The following is a 17401-nucleotide window of genomic DNA, read 5'->3' on the forward strand; positions in this document are numbered from 1 at the left end:
GGGGGTGGGGGCGGGGGGGGGGGGGGACTCGACCGGGTTTCTCCTGAAGCGCGTCCCATTCGTGCGACGCGCTTGATCTCAGTTCTCTGCGCGCCCTTAGCGTACGCTGGCGACCGCGTCGGAACGGCCGTCGTTGATCGTCACCCAAACGCCGGAATTCTCCGTCGATTGGCGCTTCAGATAGGTGTAGTCGGTGTCCGTCCAGGACAGCACCTTGGTTTGCAGATTGTCGAGAATGAACTCGCCGAGGCTGGTGCGCACGGTCAGCACGGCATGGCCGTCGCCGTTTGGCTGGCGCGCGACCGTCATCAGCAGGTCGCCGGCCGGCACGCCGATATCCATCAGCTCGCGACGCTTTTCCAGCGCGTAGTCCTCGCAATCGCCATAGCCATTGCCGGGATAGGCCCAGTATTCCTCGACACCGTAGTTTTCCATGTCGGTGCGCGGCTTGACGCGGGTGTTGACCGAGTTGTTGATGTTGATGATCGTTGCCCAGAGCTTGCGGGTCAGGTCGACCGGCGCTCCCTTGGGCGTCTTCTCGTTGCATTCGCTGGGAATGCGCTGGCAGAATTCATAATGGCCAACAGGCTGTGTGGTGCGGCCGCCGGTGTGCATATAGGCCGGTCCCGCGGCATATGCTGATCCCCAAGCGGAAAGCTGCATCGCCATTGCCAGCAGCAATAGCTTGCCCCTCGTTTTTTTCATTTCTAGTCTCCCCGTTCGAAGGAGACATTGCCACAGGTGGATTTATTTGACGCAAAGGCGCGAAGTAGATATTAAGTAAAACGCCTGTAGAATAAACATAAAATTTGAATCATGTGAGTATTGAATTGTTTGGATTGCGGAGCCCGGCCTTTCGGGTATGCAGGCTGTCGACAACCGCGATTTTGGGCTGCCTGGCGGGATTTCGATCGCTGTTGCATTGAACAAAAAACCGGCCGCGAAGGGCCGGTTCGATTGGGGCGTCCTGACCTGACCGATCCGGTCAGGCGCGCGGTGTGTTGAATTCGGAATCGAGCGTCTCGGGGCGCTGGATGACGGCGAATTCGATGGCGACGCCATCCTCGAAATGGCGAACGATCTGCCCGCGCATGGTGCCGAGCGTGACCTGGACGCCGATCGCCGGTTTGACGTCGATCTCGACCGCCGCACCAGACAGCGACAGGTCGATGATCCGGCACTGATACTGGCGGCCGTCGGTGAGCTGCAGCACGCTGGTCGGATTGCGCGGCGCGACGCGCTCGTGGCGGCGGTCTTCCGGCAGGTCGAGCTCGTGCTTGTTGGCAAGCCAGGTCAATTGCGCGGCAAGCTTGTCCTTCTTGCGGTCGGACGCAATCACCGTCATCGCAAAGCCGTCCTGCAGGGTGCGTGTCACGACACCTTCGATGCGGCCGATATGGTCGATATAGGCAATGACTTTCTCGCCGGGCATACCGATGCGATCGGTGCGAAACGCGACGTTGCCGGGCGACATGTCGACGACCTGGCAAGGATGTTCGGTGCGGTCTTCCAGCATGAAGCGCCCGTATATCTTCACCCGGACGCGCTGAAAGTTACGCCTTTCAGCTTGGGACGGCGCGTAGTCGACCGCCGCTGACCTCATGTCTGCCTACACCCCGTTTGGCATTCCGCGCGTCGATGCGGGGAACTTCATCGCAGAACTACAACAAAACGGGTTAACAAAGGGGAAAAGTGAGCCCGTCGGACCGGCGGATCGTCAACTATTCCTCGCGCCCGCCGTCGAACACGACGAGATGGCGGATGCGGCGCGCGCGGCCGAGTTCCGAGATCGTTTCGGGCGTGTCGATCTCGTCGGGAACGAGAGACGGAACGCTGATCGCCGGGCGGTTGTTGAGGAGTTCCTTTTCCGGGTCGATGACGCGGATCGAATCGATCAATGCGTCCGTGATCGGATCCGCACCCAGCCAGAACGGCTTCTCCACGGCGCTGATCACGCCGAGGCAGCGCGGGTTTTCGACGCCGCCGTCAAGCGGCAGGGCAAGCAATTCGAACTTGTTGGAGCGGCCGTTGCGGCTAAAGCCTTCAAAGGCGATCAGCACGACCGATTTCTGGTCGAACACGCCATGGATCAGCCGCGATACCAGCCGCTGGTCTTTTTCGCGCCACAATGACGGGAACGAGAACCCTTTGAGTTCGCGGCCATAACAGGCGCACAGCCTGGTGCCGGCCAGGCGGAACACGGGTTGCCCGCGCGTGTCCCGTTCCAGGATGAACGTATCGGCCAGCAGCGATTTGATGTCGGCCGGCTCGACCTCGGACCGCTTCGGAGCGGGGCGTCCGTCACGCAGGCGGTTCCAATAGTGGAACAGCGTGATCGATCCGTTCTGGTTCATGCTATGCAGCTCCGCGCATTCTGTCGTCTGATGTCCCATCGGTGAACAGAAGGGCGCCCTCCGATGACCTACATGCGTTGCCGAGCAGGAAGCGTGCCAGCCTCGTTAACACTTGTTCACGGGTCGGGGCCGTTAAGGTTAACAAGTGGTTTACGTTGCGCCCGGGCGAGCCCTGTGGCACACCAAAACCACTCCAGAAGCGGTCGTTTCGCGACGATCGGCAGCACTTCAGTCAAGAGTTTTAGGGGAGCAGGGGGCTCGACCGGCCGTTCAAGGGAAACCTTGGACGGCTTCTTTTTTGATTCGCGCTGGGGCGATTCGCCCTTTGTGAGTCGGCTGCCAGTGGTCTAGATGCTCGCCCGACTGAATTCCCTGGATCGAGTGCTGGCGCTTATGAGCGAACCCGAAAGTCCCCCCGAAATGGAACAGACCGGCCTGGAGCCGGAGCGGCGTCGCGAGCCGGTGTTCAACCTGCCGCCGATCGTGCTCGCGATTATCGGCATCTGCGCGGCTGTCTTTCTGCTGCAGCAGTATGTGCTGAACGACACGCAGCAGATGACGCTGTTGTACGACGGGGCCTTCATTCCCGTCCTCTACACCGGACAATACGGCTTCGACTGGTTCCTGTTCACGCGGCCCTTCACCTATGCCTTCATGCATGGCGGTTTTGCCCATATCGCCATCAACATGGTCTGGCTCGCGGCTTTTGGCTCGCCGCTGGCCAATCGTCTGGGCGCACTCCGGTTCGCAGTGTTCTTTGCCGTGACCGGACTGGCTTCCGTGGCGCTCTTCTGGGCGATGCATCCGTACGGAGAGGCGCCGCTGGTCGGCGCTTCCGGCGCCATATCGGGCATGATGGGTGCCGCGGCGCGTTTTGGCTTCCACACCGACCGTTCGGCCGGCAAGGCGGCTTTCGCGGGCCCGGTGCTGCCGGTCTCGATCGTGCTGCGCTCGCGCGGGGTCGTCATCTTCCTTGCCATGTGGATGATCATCAACCTCGCCACCGGCCTTCTCGGCTTCGCGCCGGGAACAGACGGCCAGATTGCCTGGGAGGCTCATATTGGCGGCTTTATCGCGGGCTTCTTCGGCCTGCGGTGGTTCGACAGAGGATGGCAGGCGCCGGAATGGGAGACCCCCGACCGCACTTGAAATGCAACCGATCACGGCGCACGATGTTCACTCTTGCGTGAGGCCGGTCTGGGCAGGGGACCGGCAGGCGAAGCAGAGGAGGACGCCATGACGGTTAAGGCAATTCTGGAAAGAAAAGGCCATGACGTGTTGACGCTCGGGCCGAACGAAAAGCTGAGCGAAGCCATCCGCATCCTGGCCGAACACAAGATCGGCGCGTTGGTCATCACCAACGGCGATCACAAGATCGTCGGCATCCTGTCCGAACGCGACATCGTGCGGGTGGTCGCCAGGGAAGGTGGCGCCGCGCTCGACATTCCCGTGCGCTCGGCCATGACGCCGAAGGTTAAGATCTGCAACGAGAACCACACCGTCAACGAGGTGATGGAGATCATGACCAGGGGGCGTTTCCGCCACCTCCCGGTGGAAAAGGACGGCCTGCTCGATGGCATCGTCTCCATCGGCGACGTGGTCAAGCGCCGCATCGAGGATGTCGAGCGTGAGGCCGAGGAAATACGCGCCTACATCGCCACCGCCTGAGCGGCGAAGGAAACCGCCGGCCGATATTCCGGCCGGCGGCACAAGGCTACCTGTTGTCGAGTTCGGAGCGGACGAGTTCAAGTCCGCGCCTTGTGATGCGGTAGGGACCGCCACCCGACGACGAAACCGCCTTCTTGCGTTTCAGCTTTCGAAACAGGTCGAGATGGTCAGGGCCTTACCGGGACTGAGCGTAAGTGGACATCCACTCTCCATTGGAATGGGAGTCCTATAGGCGAACAGGTCAGAAAAGGCCAGATTGCGGCTTTGCGCTTGTCTCGCCGGGCGGTTTGCACTAGCGAAGGCCAACACCCAAATTCGCGAAAATCGCAATATTCGCGAGCTAGAAGCGCAGGCTACCATGACACTCATCGATACCCGCACGCCCGACGCAAAACGCCTGATCCCCGGCGCCACCGGTGACTGGGAGATCATCATCGGCCTCGAGGTCCATGCGCAGGTGACCTCGGAAGCAAAGCTGTTTTCCGGCGCCTCGACCACTTTCGGCGCGGCCCCCAACGCCAATGTCAGCCTGGTCGATGCGGCGATGCCCGGCATGCTGCCCGTCATCAACGAGGAATGCGTCAAGCAGGCGATCCGCACCGGCCTCGGCCTGAAGGCGCAGATCAACCACAAGTCGGTCTTCGACCGGAAGAATTATTTCTATCCCGATCTGCCCCAGGGCTACCAGATTTCGCAGTTCAAGCAGCCGATCGTCGGCGAGGGCACGGTGATCGTCTCCGTCGGTCCCGACCGCCAGGGCGAATTCGAGGACATCGAGGTGGGCATCGAACGCCTGCATCTGGAACAGGATGCCGGCAAGTCGATGCACGACCAGCATGCGACCATGTCCTATGTCGATCTCAACCGCTCGGGCGTAGCGCTGATGGAAATCGTCTCCAAGCCCGACATGCGCTCCGCCGACGAGGCCAAGGCCTACGTCACCAAGCTGCGTACCATCGTGCGCTATCTCGGCACCTGCGACGGCAACATGGACGAAGGTTCGATGCGCGCCGACGTCAATGTCTCCGTGCGCAAGCCCGGCGGCGAATTCGGCACGCGCTGCGAGATCAAGAACGTCAACTCGATCCGCTTCATCGGCCAGGCCATCGACTACGAGGCGAGGCGCCAGATCGCCATCATCGAGGATGGCGGCAAGATCGACCAGGAGACGCGCCTGTTCGATGCCGTCAAGGGCGAGACGCGCTCCATGCGCACCAAGGAAGAGGCGCACGACTACCGCTATTTCCCCGATCCCGATCTTCTGCCGCTCGAGTTCGACCAGGCCTATGTCGATGCGCTGGCCAAGGAGTTGCCGGAATTGCCCGACGCCAAGAAGGCACGGCTGATCGCCTCGCTCGGCCTCTCGACCTATGATGCCTCGATCCTGGTCTCGGAAAAGCCGATCGCCGACTATTTCGAGAAGGTGGCCGCCGGCCGCGACGGCAAGCTCGCCGCCAACTGGGTCATAAACGATCTGCTCGGGCAACTGAACAAGGCCGGCCAGGATATTGAAAACGCTCCGGTTTCGCCCGACCAGCTTGGTGCTGTCATCGACCTGATCAAGGACGGCACGATCTCCGGCAAGATCGCCAAGGATCTGTTCGAGATCATCTGGAACGAGGGCGGCGATCCGCGCCAGCTGGTCGAGAGCCGCAGCATGAAGCAGGTCACCGACACCGGCGCCATCGAGAAGGCCGTCGACGAGGTGATCGCAGCCAATCCCGACAAGGTCGAGCAGGCGCGCGCCAAGCCGACGATGGCTGGCTGGTTCGTCGGCCAGGTGATGAAGGCAACGGGCGGCAAGGCCAACCCGCAGGCGGTCAACGACCTGGTCAAGGCCAAGCTCGGCATCGAGTAGGGCTATGTTCGTTCGCACCGCAGGGGATCGTGACCTTGCTGCCATCCGGGCGTTGCTGGTCGAAACCTGGCACGCGACCTATGACGCCATCTACGGCCCCGCGCGGGTCACCGCGATAACCGAGGAATGGCATTCGATCGCCGCGCTGAAGGCGCGGCTGACCAAGCCGAACAGCGAATTCCTCGTCGCCGATGACGGCAAGCGCATTGGCGGCGTGGCTTTTGCCGAAAGCGTCGATGGCGGAGAACTGGTTGTCCTGAAACAGCTCTACGTGCTTCCAACCCTGCAGGGCAGGGGCATTGGTGGCATGCTCCTCGACGAGGTCATCGAATGCTTCCCCGAAGCCCAGGCCGTCCGTCTGGAGGTGGAGAAGCGGAACACGCACGCCATCGCCTTCTACGAGGCGAACGGCTTCGTGCGGTCCGGCGATGCCGGCGAGCGCGCACGCGCGACTGGTGAGGCGACGCTCGTCTATCACCGGCCGCTCGCTGGCTGATTCCTTCCCCGCGGACCGGCCTGGATCACCTTCGCGCGAGCGGCGTTGTCGAGGGCTGTTTTCGTTTGACGCTCCTTGGCTCCGGCCCCAAAGCTGCCTCAGCTGACCGTGCGGAAACCGGAATGAACCGGTACGCAAGGCGGCGCTGGGGGGATCATGCCAAGCTTGCCGGAACTGATGCCGACACAAGTGTCGGACGAAACTTTTGGTGGCGTCACCTATCATATTGCGGGCGAGCTGGTGCCCGTGCTTTCCGTCGACGTGACGCGGATGCCGGTCTATTTCGAGCACCACATCCTTTTGTGGAAGAACTCCACCATCACCATCGGTCTGAAATCGCTGAAGGGCGCGCTGAAGCGCATGATGGCCGGCATGCAGATCTTTGTCACCGAGGCGTCGGGGGCCGGCATCATCGCCTTCAGCCGCGACGGACCCGGCCACATCGTGCCGATCCATCTCAGGCGCGGCGAGGAGATCCAGGTGCGCGAACACCAGTTTCTCGCCGCTACCGGCAATGTCGACTACACGTTCGAGCGGGTGCGCGGCCTGGCGACGATGCTGTTTGGCCAGAGCGGTTTTTTCATCGACCGTTTTCGCGGCGATGCCGGCGACGGCATCGTCTGGCTGCACGGCTACGGTAATGTCTTCGAAAAGACGCTTGCACCAGGCGAGACCATCGACATCGAGCCGGGCGGCTGGCTGTTCAAGGACACCTCGGTCAAGATGGAAACCAAGATCGACCGCCTGTCGAGCGGCTTCTTCGGCGCCAGCATGAATTTCATCGTCAATCGCTTCACCGGCCCGGGCCGGGTCGGCATCCAGTCGATGTACCTGCATATGCCGACCGAGGAATAGCTCCACTTCCGACTTAAGCAGTGGGAACTTCCACATTGTCGATCAGTCGCGTCTTGCCAAGCCAGGCGGCGGCGAGAACGCGGCCCGCGCGGTCGTGCCGCCATGGCCCGAGCGTCAGGCTCTCACGGGCCTCGACATATTCGACCGTCTGGAAGCCGGCGGCGATCAAGGTGCGGCGGGCTTCGGCGATTGTGTCTTTCTGGTCGGCGCCCGCCGCCAGCGCGGCTGCTGTCTTGCGCAGGACCACGTTGAGCTGGCGAGCGATCTGGAGTTCGGCCTCGCCGAGATAGGCGTTGCGAGATGACATGGCGAGGCCATGCGCATCGCGTATGGTCGGCGCGCCGATGATCTCGACGGGCAGGTCAATGTCGCGGCAGAGCTGCCTGACGACGCAAAGCTGCTGGTAATCCTTCTCGCCAAAGACCGCATAGTCGGGCGTTGCCTGGAGAAAAAGCTTGGCCACCACGGTGGCGACGCCATCGAAAAAGGTGGGGCGAAAATCCGATTCGAGCCCGGCGGACGGGCCGCCGACCGAGATCCTGGTGGCAAAGCCGGCAGGATACATCGCATCGACAGTCGGTGTGAACGCAAGATCGGCCCTGGCCGTCGCCAGCATATCGAGATCGCGGGCGAGCTGGCGCGGGTACTTGTCGAGATCCTCGCTCGGCGCGAACTGCGTCGGGTTGACGAAGATCGACACCACGCAGCGCTCGGCTCTTTCACGTGCGATCCTGATCAGGGAGAGATGCCCCTCATGCAACGCGCCCATGGTCGGCACCATGGCGACGCGAAGCCCATCGCGCCGCCAGTCACGGATCCGCGCGCGAAGGGCGGCAACGCTGTCGACGACGGCAGGCCGGCTCATGCGTCATCTCCGCCACTTGTGTTCTTGCTCGAAAAGACATGGGCAGGGCCGGGAAATGTGCGGCTTCGCACCTCCGATGCGTAGCGCTCGGCGGCATGGGCGATCACGCCGCGCAGATCGGCATATTCCTTGACGAATTTCGGCACGCGATCGACGGTCAGTCCGACCATATCGTCGATGACCAGGATTTGACCGTCGCAGTCGGCGCTGGCGCCGATGCCGATGGTCGGAATGGCGATGCGGTGCGTGATGTCGGCGGCGATCGCCTCGATGGTGCCTTCGATGACCACCGAGAACGCACCGGCCTTTTCGACGGCCAGCGCGTCCGCCACCAGCGCCGCGACGTTCTCGTTCGTACGGCCCTTGATCTTGTAGCCACCTTCCTTCTCGACCGATTGCGGCAGCAGGCCGATATGGCCCATGACCGGAATGCCGGTGGCCACGATCGCGGCGATCCGTCCGGCCATGTCGACGCCGCCTTCCAGTTTGACCGCCTGGCAGCCGGTTTCGTCGACGATGCGCCGCGCCGAGCCAACGGCCTGTGCGGCTGAATCCTCATAGGTGCCGGCCGGCATGTCGACGACCACGCAGGCCCTGGCGGAACCGCGCATCACGGCCTGCCCATGCGCGACCATCATCTCGATCGAGGCGCCCAGCGTCGTCTGATGGCCATGCAGGACCATGGCAACGCTGTCACCGACCAGAAGCAGCTCGACATGGGGATCAAGCAGGCGGGCGACGGGATAGGTGTAGGCCGTGAGACAAACGAGCGGCGTGCCTCCCTTGCGCTGGCGAATCAGGCTCGGGCTGATGCGGCTGTCGGTGGTCGGCAATTCCGTGGCCAATCGTCACCTCCGTTGGGCTCGCGGTCAGTTTTGATATTGCCGCGCGGACCGCGCCGAGCTTTAGAAACACCGGGAAGACTTGGCAAGCGCGCATCCCGTGGTGTGGAAAGATCACAAATCGGTGTCGATCCCGGGCGCGCCATTTGCGCGCTCTGCGTGGCAAAACCCTTGCCTTCCCGAAGGCCTGACGCCATAAGCAGGAAACAGGCGCCGCCAGCGCGAGGGTTCTGAGATGAAGACTTTCCTGACGCAGTTTTTCACCTGGTGGAACAGCCAGACGCTGGGAACGCGCCTGCACACCTGGCGGTACGGCAAGAAGGTCGGCCAGGACGAGACAGGCAACGTCTATTACGAAGGCGGTGTCGATTCGGAAGGCCGCACACGCCGCTGGGTGATCTACCGCAATTATTCGGAAGCCTCCGCCATTCCGCCAGGGTGGCACGGCTGGATTCACCACCGGGTCGATGTCGCGCCACCGAGCGACGACTACAAGCCGCGCGATTGGCAGAAGTCGCATCAGCCCAATCTGACCGGAACACCGGCAGCCTATCGCCCGAAGGGCTCGGTGCTGACCAACCAGCACCGCCCGCAGGTTACCGGCGACTACGACGCTTGGACGCCCGGGTCGTAACAGCCCCGGCTTGCAACGGCGCCCCGACTTGTCACAGCACGAATTGCAGGGCTGGTCCTTTATCGCCACAATTGGTGTTTAGCTGCTTGCTCATCAGAAAACGCCGACTAGCCTTGGCGATCGACGGAATCACCTGGGCGCGAACCACCGGTACCCTTGCATGAGCTTTTTCAACCGAATCTCGACAGGCGGTCTGACGGTAGCCGCCAGCCTCGCCGTCAGCACCGCCGCCTTTGCCGCGTCGCCCGCACCCGCGGCACCCGCGCCGGCTCCGCCTGCGGGATCGGATCGCATCACCAACCCGGTTGCCGAGTTCGCCGGCATCGACAAGATCACTGGCCGCATCATCACCTTCGATGTCTATATCGACGAGACGGTGCAATTCGGCGCTTTGCAGGTGACGCCGCGTGTCTGCTATTCCCGGCCGCAGAACGAGGAGCCGAAGACGGACTCCTTCGTCGAGGTCGACGAGATTACGCTGGACCGCAAGATTCGCCGCATATTCACCGGCTGGATGTTTGCCGAAAGCCCGGGTCTTAACGCCGTCGAACATGCCGTCTATGACGTCTGGCTGAAGGCGTGCAAGCAGAAGTCCGATGTACCGGCGCCGGATGCCACCAAACCGGACGCCACCAAGGCCGACGCTTCGAAGCCGGCTGCCGCCAAGCCGAACGCTGAGGTCAGCCCGGATGTGGAACAGCCCGATCCCACGGAGCCGGACACCACCGACACCAACTGATCCCCGGGAACCGTCGTGGTTATCATGCGTTGGGCCACGGACGACCGCGCATCGATGCGCCCGGAGGACATTCCGATGTCGGACAGCAAGCGGATCACGGCCAGCAAGACAGAGTTGCTCGAACTCGAAAAAGGGTTCTGGACAGGCGATGCCGCTTATTATGCGGCCAATGTCGACACGGAGTGCCTAGTGGCATTTCCGCGGATGGCACGAGCGATGGACAATGCCGATCTGGCCAAGACGGCGACCAATCCCAACCGATGGCGTGACCTCGATATCGAGCTCAAGGGCATAATCGAACCGGGCAGTGATGTCATCATGCTGACCTACGAGGCGCATGCGACGCGGGAGAACGGCGAACCCTATGCCGCGCTGGTCAGCACCGGCTACGTCCACCGCGTCAACGGCTGGAAGATGATGTTCCATTCGCAGACCCCGATCGAGGCCGCGGCCGATAAGGCTTGATCCCTACGGAAAGAAGACCGCTTCGCCCTTCAGGGCCTCGGCCAGCATCTTCTCGTATTTGCCGCGCGGCACGTCGACAGCACCAAAGCGCTTGAGGTGCTCGGTGGTGAACTGCGTATCGAGTAGCGCGAACCCGCGCGCCTTCAAGCGTTCGACGAGATGGACGAGGCAGGTCTTCGACGCGTCCGTCTCCTTGGAAAACATGCTTTCGCCGAAAAACACCCGCCCAAGCGACACGCCATAGAGGCCGCCGACCAGCCGCTCCTCGCGCCAGGCCTCGACTGAATGGCAATGACCCATGCGGTGCAGTTGCACATAGGCTTCGCGGATCGGCGCGTTGATCCAGGTCGAGCGGCGCTCCTCACGCTTTTCGGCACAGCCGTCGATCGTTGCCTCGAAGTCGAAGTCGAAGCGGATGTCGAACAGGTTTTTGCGGACTGTCTTCCTCAGGCTCTTCGGCGTGTGGAACCCGTGCAGCGGAATGATGCCGCGCGTCTCCGGCCGCACCCAGAACACCTCCGGGTCGGCAGCGCTTTCGGCCATGGGAAAGACGCCCGAGGCGTACGCCTTGAGCAGGAGGTCGGTGGGGATGCGATAGCCAGGCGCGTAAGGGCGGGTCATCGCGTCCCCGGACTACTCTTCCTTGGCCAGGTATTTTTCCAGCCAATGGATATCATAGTCGCCATTGGCGATGTCGGCATTGCCGACGAGATCGCGAAACAGCGGCAAGGTTGTCTTGATGCCGTCGACGACGAATTCGTCGAGGGCGCGGCGCAGCCGCATCATGCACTCGACGCGATTGCGGCCGTGCACGATCAGCTTGCCGATCAGGCTGTCGTAGTAGGGCGGGATCCTGTAGCCGGAATACACGCCGGAATCGACGCGGATGCCGAGGCCGCCAGGCGTGTGGAAATGCGTGATGGTGCCGGGCGAGGGCGTAAAGGTGCGCGGATCCTCGGCATTGATGCGGCACTCGATGGCGTGGCCGTTGAACTTGATGTCTTCCTGCTTGACCGAAAGTCCGCCGCCGGAGGCGACCCGGATCTGCTCGTGGACGAGATCGATGCCGGTGATCGCTTCCGTCACCGGATGCTCCACCTGCAGGCGCGTGTTCATCTCGATGAAATAGAACTCGCCGTTCTCGTACAGGAATTCGATCGTTCCGGCGCCCGAATAGCCGAGATCGGCAATGGCCGTGGCGCAGATGCTGCCGATACGGGACCGCTCCTCGGCGTTGAGAGCAGGCGAATTGGCCTCTTCCCAGACCTTCTGGTGGCGTCGTTGCAGCGAGCAGTCGCGCTCGCCGAAATGCACGCCGCGGCCAAAGCCGTCGCCGAACACCTGCACCTCGATGTGACGCGGCTTCTGCAGGTATTTCTCGATGTAGACGGCGTCGTCGCCGAAGGCGGCGCCCGCTTCCGAGCGTGCCGTCTGCAAGGCGACCTCGAGGTCGGCCTCGGTATGGGCAACCTTCATGCCGCGTCCGCCGCCGCCGGCCGATGCCTTGATGATCACCGGATAGCCGATCTCGGCGGCGATGCGCTTGGCTTCCTTTTCCTCGGTCACCGCGCCGTCGGAACCCGGCACCACCGGAATGCCAAGGCGCTTGGCGGTACGCTTGGCCTCGATCTTGTCGCCCATGATGCGGATATGGTCGCCGGACGGGCCGATGAAGGTGATGTTGTGGGCTGCCAAAATATCGGCGAACTTGGCGTTCTCCGACAGGAAGCCGTAGCCCGGATGCACGGCGTCGGCGCCGGTGATCTCGCAGGCCGCGACAATCTGGTGGATGTTGAGATAGCTGTCGCGCGACGGCGGCGGGCCGATGCACACACTCTCGTCGGCAAGCCTGACATGCATGGCGTCGGCGTCGGCGGTCGAATGCACCACAACGGTCTGTATGCCGAGTTCCTTGCAGGCGCGCAGCACCCGAAGGGCGATTTCGCCGCGATTGGCGATGAGGATCTTTTGGAACATCCGGCCCGCTCTACTCGATCACGACAAGCGGCATGCCGTATTCGACCGGCGTCGCGTCCTCGAACAGGATCGCCGTTACCGTGCCGGCGCGCGGCGAGGGGATCTGATTCATCGTCTTCATCGCTTCGATGATCAGCAGCGTCTGGCCTTCCTTGACCTTCTGGCCGATCTCGATGAACGGCTTGGCGTCCGGTGAGGGCGCCAGATAGGCGGTGCCGACCATCGGTGAAGCCACCGCGTTCTTCGACACATCCGCGGCCGCCGGGGCCGAGGCCACGGGCAGAGCGGCTGCCGCTGGCGCATAGGCGGGTTGGGGGGCCGCAATCGCGTGGACAGCGGGCGCCTGCCGCGACACGCGCACCTTCAGGTCGCCCAGTTCAACCTCGATCTCGGTCAGGTTGGTGTCGTTCAGTATGCCCGCCAGATCGCGGATCAGCTGCTGGTCAACACCGGTCTTCTTTATCGACATTTTCGAGCCTTCTGTTTGTGGGCCGGTCATAGGCGCGCGGCCAGCGCCTGCAGCGCCAGCGTGTAGCCGAGCGGCCCAAAGCCACAGATCATGCCGACGGCGACCGGCGCGACCATGGAGACATGGCGGAATGGTTCCCGCGCGTGGATGTTGGAAAGATGAACTTCGGCGACCGGCAGCGGCGCGACCGAGCGGATGGCGTCGTGGATCGCGATCGAGGTGTGGCTGTAGGCGCCTGGATTGATGACGATGCCTGCAGCCTTGTCGCCGGCTTCCTGGATCCAGTCGACGAGGTCGCCCTCATGGTTCGACTGGCGGAAATCGATCTCGATCCCAAGCGACGCGCCCGCCTGCTTGCAGTCGTCGGCGATCGCGGCAAGGGTCTTGCCGCCATAGATGCCCGGCTCGCGCTTGCCGAGCGCGTTGAGATTGGGACCGTTCAGGACGAAAACCGTTTTCAAAAAAGCCGACCTTTTTCGGCGCCGGCATCAAGCCGGCTCGCTGGGCCTCTATACCGGGCATAGTCGCCCGCGGAAAGAGCGCAAGTGCGTTCTTTCACTGTCCACAACAGGCCGAAATGCACCCGTGATGAAAATCGGCGGCGGATCAAAGCCCGGCTTTCGCCGCCTCGATCTTCTCCGCCAGCACATCCTGTCCGAGAGCCCCGAACACGACCTCGTTGCCGACGACATAGGACGGCGTCCCGGTGATCGACAGCTTGTTGGCGAGATCGTAGGTCTTGGAGAAGGCTTCGGGGATCGACGGATCCTTCATCTTCTCGCGCAACGTGGCCTCGTCGGCGCCGAGCGAAAGCGCGATCTTGATCGCGACCGCCTCCGTGGCGCGTCCCTGGCCACCAAGCAGCGCATTGTGGAACTCGCCGTATTTTTCCGGCATCATCAGGTGGAACGCCATCGAGACGACGCTGGCCTTCTGCGAATCCGGGCCAAGGATCGGGAATTCCTTGAGCACGAAGCGCAGGTCCGGATCGGTCTTGGTCAGCGCCCGCATGTCTTCGATGGCGCGTTTGCAGAAGCCGCAATTGTAGTCGTAGAACTCGACGATCGTCACCTTGCCGTTCGGGTTGCCGACGACGCCGTCGAAGGCGGAGTTGAAGATTTGGTCCTTGGCGTTCTTGATGACGCCGAGATGGGCGATGCGCTGCTCTTCCTTCTGTTTGGCCTCGAGCGCGTCTTGCACTTCGAGCAGCACCTCGGGGTTCTTCAAGAGGTAGTCGCGGATGATACCTTCGACCTCGGCGCGGTCGATTTTGGTGTCGGCGCCTGCCATCTGGACAGGCTCGGCCGTCTGGGCAGGCTGGGCCGTGCCGGCCTTGGCGATCTGCGGGTTGCCGGCGACGAAACCGAAAGCGAGCATCGCAAGGGCTACAGCGATTCCCGTGGTGCCCAGCAGCAGTGCCTTTTTCATTGTTCTCGTTCCTTTTGCCTGTTTCCCGGTCTGGCTATGTCGCAGCGCATGGCCGGAGGGTTCACTAGATCTTGCCTGATGATTTGTAGTTTATGATGTCCTGGGCGCGAATCCAGCGCGGCTCGCCGCGCTTCATCTGCTGCTGCGCCCGCATGGCGAATATCTTCGCATCCTTGTAGTTACCGGAATAGAAATGACCTTCGGCAGTGGCGAGCTCGGCGCCCGGTATGTCCCCCAACTCGCCGTAGGCCTGCGCCAGATAGCGGTATCCGATGGAATTTTCCTTGTCGCGCCCCAGACCATTGTTGATCTGCGCGACGGCTTTCTTGAGTGAATCGGGTGTGCCGATGGCCATCAGCGCCTGTCCAAGCGAGACCGGCAGCAAGCCGGACCGTGCCGGGTCGAGGCTGACCGCCCTGGCGTAGGCTTCCGCCGCATCCTTGGGGTTGTTCGCCTTCATCAGTATGTCGCCGCGCAACTCCTGGAAGTAGGCATTCCTGGGCTGCGCCTTGATCAGTGCGTTGGTCTTGGCGAGCGCTGCGGCGATATTGCCGTAAAGGTAAGTCGACTGCGCGTCGCCATATAGCCCGGCCAGCGTCCCTTGCATTTTTCGCATCAGCCGTGACCCAGCCGCCTGGCCTTCCATGTAGACGGCAATCTTGACCCGCATCATGTCATGGCGCTGCTGCAGCGCGGGCGGATCGACCTTGCCGACATTGGGGCTCTGCTTGACCAGCACTTCGAGATTGGCGATGCGTTCCTGCGGCATCGGGTGGCTGATCCGATAGGGATCGACCTGCGTGCCGGACAAGGACAGCGCGCTCTGGAAGCGGGCGAATGTCTTCAGCATGCCCATGCCGGACTGGCCGGTGGCGTTGAGATAGGTGATCGCCGAGCGGTCGGCGGTCGTCTCTTCGGTGCGCTGATAGGCGAGGATGCTGCGCTGCGCCATCTCGCCGCCGCCAGCCGCCACGCCCATGCCGGCGCCGGCAAGGCCGCGGCTGTTGGTGGTGGCGCCGGCAACCATGGCGCCGGCGCCGAGCAAAGTGGCGATGATGGCCATCGTCTTGGCGCGTTCGAGCTGGTCGCGCAGTTTCTGCTGGTGGCCGCCGGCGATGTGGCCGGCCTCGTGGGCGATGACGCCAATGATCTCGTTCGGCGTTTCAGCCATCATCAGCGCGCCGGTGTTGATGAACAGCCGGCGTCCGGTAACGAAGGCGTTGAAGCTGGAATCGTTGACCAGGACGATGTCGATGCCGTCATTCGCCAGCCCGGCCGCCCTGAAGATCGGCCGTGCGTAATCGCGAACGAGGGCCTCGATCTCGGCGTCGCGCACCACCGGCACGGACTGGGCAAAGGCGGTGACCGAACTCGCCACCGCGACGGCGAGGCCGAGCGAAAATGTCGCGAAAACACGCGCCACCTCTGCAATTGTCGATCTGGGTCGGCTCAACATGACGTGTCCACTGGTAGACGAGCGGGCGAAAGATGAAAAGTCGGCACCGGAAAAACTTCCTCAACTTGTGATCCTCACACCAATCGGGCATTTGTGCGGCGCATGCGTCCAGGGCATGCCGTGCTCAACCGTCGGGATAGATAAAATGGTCGTTTCGCTCTCACGCCGTGGCAATGTCGAGCCGTTCCACGCCATGGATGTGCTGGCTGAAGCCAACCGGCTGAAGGCCCAGGGCGTGCCGGTGATCTCCATGGCGGTCGGCCAGCCATCCGATCCGGCGCCCGCAAAGGTTCGCGCCGCGGCGGCCAAGGCCCTGCAGGAAGGCCGCATCGGCTACACCGACGCGCTGGGTCTGGCCGATTTGCGCAAGGCGATCGCCCGGCATTACGCCGATCACTACGGGCTCGATGTCGAGCCGGGGCGGATCGCGGTAACCACCGGATCGTCGGCCGCCTTCAATCTCGCCTTCCTGGCGATGTTCGATCCGGGCGACCGCGTCGCCATCGCAGCACCCGGTTATCCCGCCTATCGTAACATCATGGCGGCGCTCGGCATCGATGTCGTCGAGATCGAGCTCGGCGAGGCGGCCTACCTGCATGCCGGCCATCTGGAGGCGGCGCATCGCCAGAAGCCGCTGAAGGGCGTCCTGTTTGCAAGTCCGGCCAATCCGACCGGCGCCATCATTCCGGCCGACGAACTGTCGGCGCTGGTCAGCACGGCGGAGGCGCTCGGCATCGCCGTCATTTCCGACGAGATCTACCACCGGCTGGCCTACGGAGCCCCCGACACCACGGCGCTCGCCTTCGGGGATAGCGTGACGGTGATCAACTCGTTCTCGAAATATTACTGCATGACAGGCTGGCGTATCGGCTGGATGGTGCTGCCCGAGGAGCTGGTGCGGCCGGTCGAGCGCATCGCCCAGAGCCTCTACATCTCGCCACCGGAGCTGTCGCAGATCGCCGCGATCGAGGCCTTTGCCGCGACGGAGGAACTGGAGGCGGTCAAGGACCGCTACGCCTGGAATCGCGAGCTGCTGATGAAGCGTTTGCCCGAACTCGGCTTTCCGCTGGCCGCGCCCATGGATGGTGCCTTCTATGCCTTTTGCGATGTCACCCGGCACAGCAACGACAGCATGGCATTCGCGCGCAAGATGCTGGCGGAAGCCCATGTGGCGGCGACGCCTGGCCGCGACTTCGATACCCAGGCGGGGCACCGCACGATGCGGTTTTCCTATGCCGGCAGCCATGACGACATGGTCGAGGCCATGGCGCGCATCGAACGCTGGTTGAGGTAGC

General features: G+C 62.8%; 20 protein-coding genes and 1 pseudogene. 9 read left to right on the forward strand and 12 right to left on the reverse strand.

Annotated elements, in window-relative coordinates; translation table 11 throughout:
- Window positions 1-96 precede the first annotated feature (96 nt).
- The 3 genes from LB577_RS27705 to LB577_RS27715 form a co-directional block, all read right to left on the reverse strand.
- Window positions 97-705: a transglutaminase-like cysteine peptidase gene (locus LB577_RS27705; RefSeq protein ID WP_023764283.1), complete on the reverse strand. Its 609-nt coding sequence runs from the start codon at window positions 703-705 to the stop codon at window positions 97-99.
- A 280-nt stretch (window positions 706-985) separates the two neighbouring features.
- The gene (locus LB577_RS27710) at window positions 986-1603 is read right to left on the reverse strand and encodes a PilZ domain-containing protein (RefSeq protein ID WP_013895776.1); all 618 of its coding nucleotides are present in this window, start codon (window positions 1601-1603) and stop codon (window positions 986-988) included.
- A 118-nt stretch (window positions 1604-1721) separates the two neighbouring features.
- Window positions 1722-2354: a PAS domain-containing protein gene (locus LB577_RS27715; RefSeq protein WP_023764285.1), complete on the reverse strand. Its 633-nt coding sequence runs from the start codon at window positions 2352-2354 to the stop codon at window positions 1722-1724.
- Between the two features lie 393 nt (window positions 2355-2747).
- Between LB577_RS27715 and LB577_RS27720 the strand changes: the two genes are divergently transcribed.
- Window positions 2748-3503, forward strand: coding sequence for a rhomboid family intramembrane serine protease (locus tag LB577_RS27720; RefSeq protein ID WP_224689744.1), 756 nt, complete (start codon window positions 2748-2750; stop codon window positions 3501-3503).
- Window positions 3504-3590: 87 nt separating this feature from the next.
- Complete coding sequence (locus LB577_RS27725) at window positions 3591-4022, forward strand: CBS domain-containing protein (protein WP_013895773.1); 432 nt, start codon at window positions 3591-3593, stop codon at window positions 4020-4022.
- Between the two features lie 46 nt (window positions 4023-4068).
- Here LB577_RS27725 and LB577_RS27730 read toward each other — a convergent pair.
- Window positions 4069-4185, reverse strand: a pseudogene (locus tag LB577_RS27730) (YjhX family toxin); the annotation flags it as partial.
- A gap of 195 nt (window positions 4186-4380) precedes the next feature.
- Here LB577_RS27730 and gatB point away from each other — a divergent pair.
- The 3 genes from gatB (at window position 4381) to LB577_RS27745 (ending at window position 7231) form a co-directional block, all read left to right on the forward strand.
- Window positions 4381-5880, forward strand: a complete 1500-nt coding sequence (gene gatB / locus LB577_RS27735) for an Asp-tRNA(Asn)/Glu-tRNA(Gln) amidotransferase subunit GatB (protein ID WP_224689745.1) — start codon at window positions 4381-4383, stop codon at window positions 5878-5880.
- A gap of 4 nt (window positions 5881-5884) precedes the next feature.
- Window positions 5885-6376, forward strand: coding sequence for a GNAT family N-acetyltransferase (locus LB577_RS27740; protein WP_224689746.1), 492 nt, complete (start codon window positions 5885-5887; stop codon window positions 6374-6376).
- A 156-nt stretch (window positions 6377-6532) separates the two neighbouring features.
- Window positions 6533-7231, forward strand: a complete 699-nt coding sequence (locus LB577_RS27745; protein ID WP_224689747.1) for an AIM24 family protein — start codon at window positions 6533-6535, stop codon at window positions 7229-7231.
- 13 nt (window positions 7232-7244) lie between these two features.
- On the opposite strand, the gene panC is transcribed toward LB577_RS27745, so the two are convergent.
- Window positions 7245-8096 carry a pantoate--beta-alanine ligase gene (panC, locus tag LB577_RS27750; protein WP_224689748.1) on the reverse strand — a complete coding sequence of 284 codons (852 nt, stop codon included), beginning with the start codon at window positions 8094-8096 and terminating at the stop codon, window positions 7245-7247.
- Window positions 8093-8941 carry a 3-methyl-2-oxobutanoate hydroxymethyltransferase gene (panB, locus tag LB577_RS27755; RefSeq protein ID WP_224689749.1) on the reverse strand — a complete coding sequence of 283 codons (849 nt, stop codon included), beginning with the start codon at window positions 8939-8941 and terminating at the stop codon, window positions 8093-8095. The genes panC and panB overlap by 4 nt, the downstream gene beginning before the upstream one ends.
- Window positions 8942-9173: 232 nt before the next feature.
- On the opposite strand from panB, the gene LB577_RS27760 reads away from it, so the two are divergent.
- The 3 genes from LB577_RS27760 to LB577_RS27770 all read left to right on the forward strand — a co-directional run bounded on the left by LB577_RS27760 (window position 9174) and on the right by LB577_RS27770 (window position 10776).
- Entirely contained in the window at window positions 9174-9572 is a 399-nt protein-coding gene (locus tag LB577_RS27760; RefSeq protein WP_023764293.1) for an NADH:ubiquinone oxidoreductase subunit NDUFA12, read from the forward strand.
- Between the two features lie 160 nt (window positions 9573-9732).
- Complete coding sequence (locus LB577_RS27765) at window positions 9733-10311, forward strand: DUF2155 domain-containing protein (protein ID WP_140573548.1); 579 nt, start codon at window positions 9733-9735, stop codon at window positions 10309-10311.
- Between the two features lie 75 nt (window positions 10312-10386).
- The gene (locus tag LB577_RS27770) at window positions 10387-10776 is read left to right on the forward strand and encodes a hypothetical protein (RefSeq protein ID WP_023764295.1); all 390 of its coding nucleotides are present in this window, start codon (window positions 10387-10389) and stop codon (window positions 10774-10776) included.
- A gap of 3 nt (window positions 10777-10779) precedes the next feature.
- On the opposite strand, the gene aat is transcribed toward LB577_RS27770, so the two are convergent.
- The 6 genes from aat to LB577_RS27800 all read right to left on the reverse strand — a co-directional run bounded on the left by aat (window position 10780) and on the right by LB577_RS27800 (window position 16106).
- Window positions 10780-11397, reverse strand: a complete 618-nt coding sequence (gene aat, locus LB577_RS27775) for a leucyl/phenylalanyl-tRNA--protein transferase (RefSeq protein WP_013895763.1) — start codon at window positions 11395-11397, stop codon at window positions 10780-10782.
- Window positions 11398-11409: 12 nt separating this feature from the next.
- Window positions 11410-12753, reverse strand: coding sequence for an acetyl-CoA carboxylase biotin carboxylase subunit (gene accC / locus LB577_RS27780; protein WP_023764297.1), 1344 nt, complete (start codon window positions 12751-12753; stop codon window positions 11410-11412).
- 10 nt (window positions 12754-12763) lie between these two features.
- The gene (gene accB, locus LB577_RS27785; RefSeq protein ID WP_013895761.1) at window positions 12764-13222 is read right to left on the reverse strand and encodes an acetyl-CoA carboxylase biotin carboxyl carrier protein; all 459 of its coding nucleotides are present in this window, start codon (window positions 13220-13222) and stop codon (window positions 12764-12766) included.
- Window positions 13223-13248: 26 nt separating this feature from the next.
- The gene (gene aroQ / locus LB577_RS27790) at window positions 13249-13683 is read right to left on the reverse strand and encodes a type II 3-dehydroquinate dehydratase (protein ID WP_013895760.1); all 435 of its coding nucleotides are present in this window, start codon (window positions 13681-13683) and stop codon (window positions 13249-13251) included.
- Window positions 13684-13828: 145 nt separating this feature from the next.
- Window positions 13829-14650 carry a DsbA family protein gene (locus LB577_RS27795; RefSeq protein ID WP_224689750.1) on the reverse strand — a complete coding sequence of 274 codons (822 nt, stop codon included), beginning with the start codon at window positions 14648-14650 and terminating at the stop codon, window positions 13829-13831.
- A 64-nt stretch (window positions 14651-14714) separates the two neighbouring features.
- On the reverse strand, window positions 14715-16106 hold the full coding sequence (locus LB577_RS27800) for a M48 family metalloprotease (protein ID WP_224689751.1): 1392 nt from the start codon (window positions 16104-16106) through the stop codon (window positions 14715-14717).
- Window positions 16107-16251: 145 nt separating this feature from the next.
- Here LB577_RS27800 and LB577_RS27805 point away from each other — a divergent pair, with 145 nt between their 5' ends.
- Window positions 16252-17400, forward strand: a complete 1149-nt coding sequence (locus tag LB577_RS27805; RefSeq protein ID WP_224689752.1) for a pyridoxal phosphate-dependent aminotransferase — start codon at window positions 16252-16254, stop codon at window positions 17398-17400.
- Window position 17401 lies beyond the last annotated feature (1 nt).

It is taken from the genome of Mesorhizobium sp. B283B1A, assembly GCF_020165735.1.
In the GTDB taxonomy this organism is placed as follows: Bacteria; Pseudomonadota; Alphaproteobacteria; order Rhizobiales; family Rhizobiaceae; genus Mesorhizobium; species Mesorhizobium opportunistum.

Excerpts from the sequence above, each read along its gene's own strand:
- LB577_RS27705 (WP_023764283.1), bottom strand. The coding sequence starts at position 705 with ATGAAAAAAACGAGGGGCAAGCTATTGCTGCTGGCAATGGCGATGCAG.
- LB577_RS27710 (WP_013895776.1), bottom strand. The coding sequence starts at position 1,603 with ATGAGGTCAGCGGCGGTCGACTACGCGCCGTCCCAAGCTGAAAGGCGT.
- LB577_RS27715 (WP_023764285.1), bottom strand. The coding sequence starts at position 2,354 with ATGAACCAGAACGGATCGATCACGCTGTTCCACTATTGGAACCGCCTG.
- LB577_RS27720 (WP_224689744.1), top strand. The coding sequence starts at position 2,748 with ATGAGCGAACCCGAAAGTCCCCCCGAAATGGAACAGACCGGCCTGGAG.
- LB577_RS27725 (WP_013895773.1), top strand. The coding sequence starts at position 3,591 with ATGACGGTTAAGGCAATTCTGGAAAGAAAAGGCCATGACGTGTTGACG.
- gatB (WP_224689745.1), top strand. The coding sequence starts at position 4,381 with ATGACACTCATCGATACCCGCACGCCCGACGCAAAACGCCTGATCCCC.
- LB577_RS27740 (WP_224689746.1), top strand. The coding sequence starts at position 5,885 with ATGTTCGTTCGCACCGCAGGGGATCGTGACCTTGCTGCCATCCGGGCG.
- LB577_RS27745 (WP_224689747.1), top strand. The coding sequence starts at position 6,533 with ATGCCAAGCTTGCCGGAACTGATGCCGACACAAGTGTCGGACGAAACT.
- panC (WP_224689748.1), bottom strand. The coding sequence starts at position 8,096 with ATGAGCCGGCCTGCCGTCGTCGACAGCGTTGCCGCCCTTCGCGCGCGG.
- LB577_RS27760 (WP_023764293.1), top strand. The coding sequence starts at position 9,174 with ATGAAGACTTTCCTGACGCAGTTTTTCACCTGGTGGAACAGCCAGACG.
- LB577_RS27765 (WP_140573548.1), top strand. The coding sequence starts at position 9,733 with ATGAGCTTTTTCAACCGAATCTCGACAGGCGGTCTGACGGTAGCCGCC.
- LB577_RS27770 (WP_023764295.1), top strand. The coding sequence starts at position 10,387 with ATGTCGGACAGCAAGCGGATCACGGCCAGCAAGACAGAGTTGCTCGAA.
- aat (WP_013895763.1), bottom strand. The coding sequence starts at position 11,397 with ATGACCCGCCCTTACGCGCCTGGCTATCGCATCCCCACCGACCTCCTG.
- accC (WP_023764297.1), bottom strand. The coding sequence starts at position 12,753 with ATGTTCCAAAAGATCCTCATCGCCAATCGCGGCGAAATCGCCCTTCGG.
- accB (WP_013895761.1), bottom strand. The coding sequence starts at position 13,222 with ATGTCGATAAAGAAGACCGGTGTTGACCAGCAGCTGATCCGCGATCTG.
- LB577_RS27795 (WP_224689750.1), bottom strand. The coding sequence starts at position 14,650 with ATGAAAAAGGCACTGCTGCTGGGCACCACGGGAATCGCTGTAGCCCTT.
- LB577_RS27800 (WP_224689751.1), bottom strand. The coding sequence starts at position 16,106 with ATGTTGAGCCGACCCAGATCGACAATTGCAGAGGTGGCGCGTGTTTTC.
- LB577_RS27805 (WP_224689752.1), top strand. The coding sequence starts at position 16,252 with ATGGTCGTTTCGCTCTCACGCCGTGGCAATGTCGAGCCGTTCCACGCC.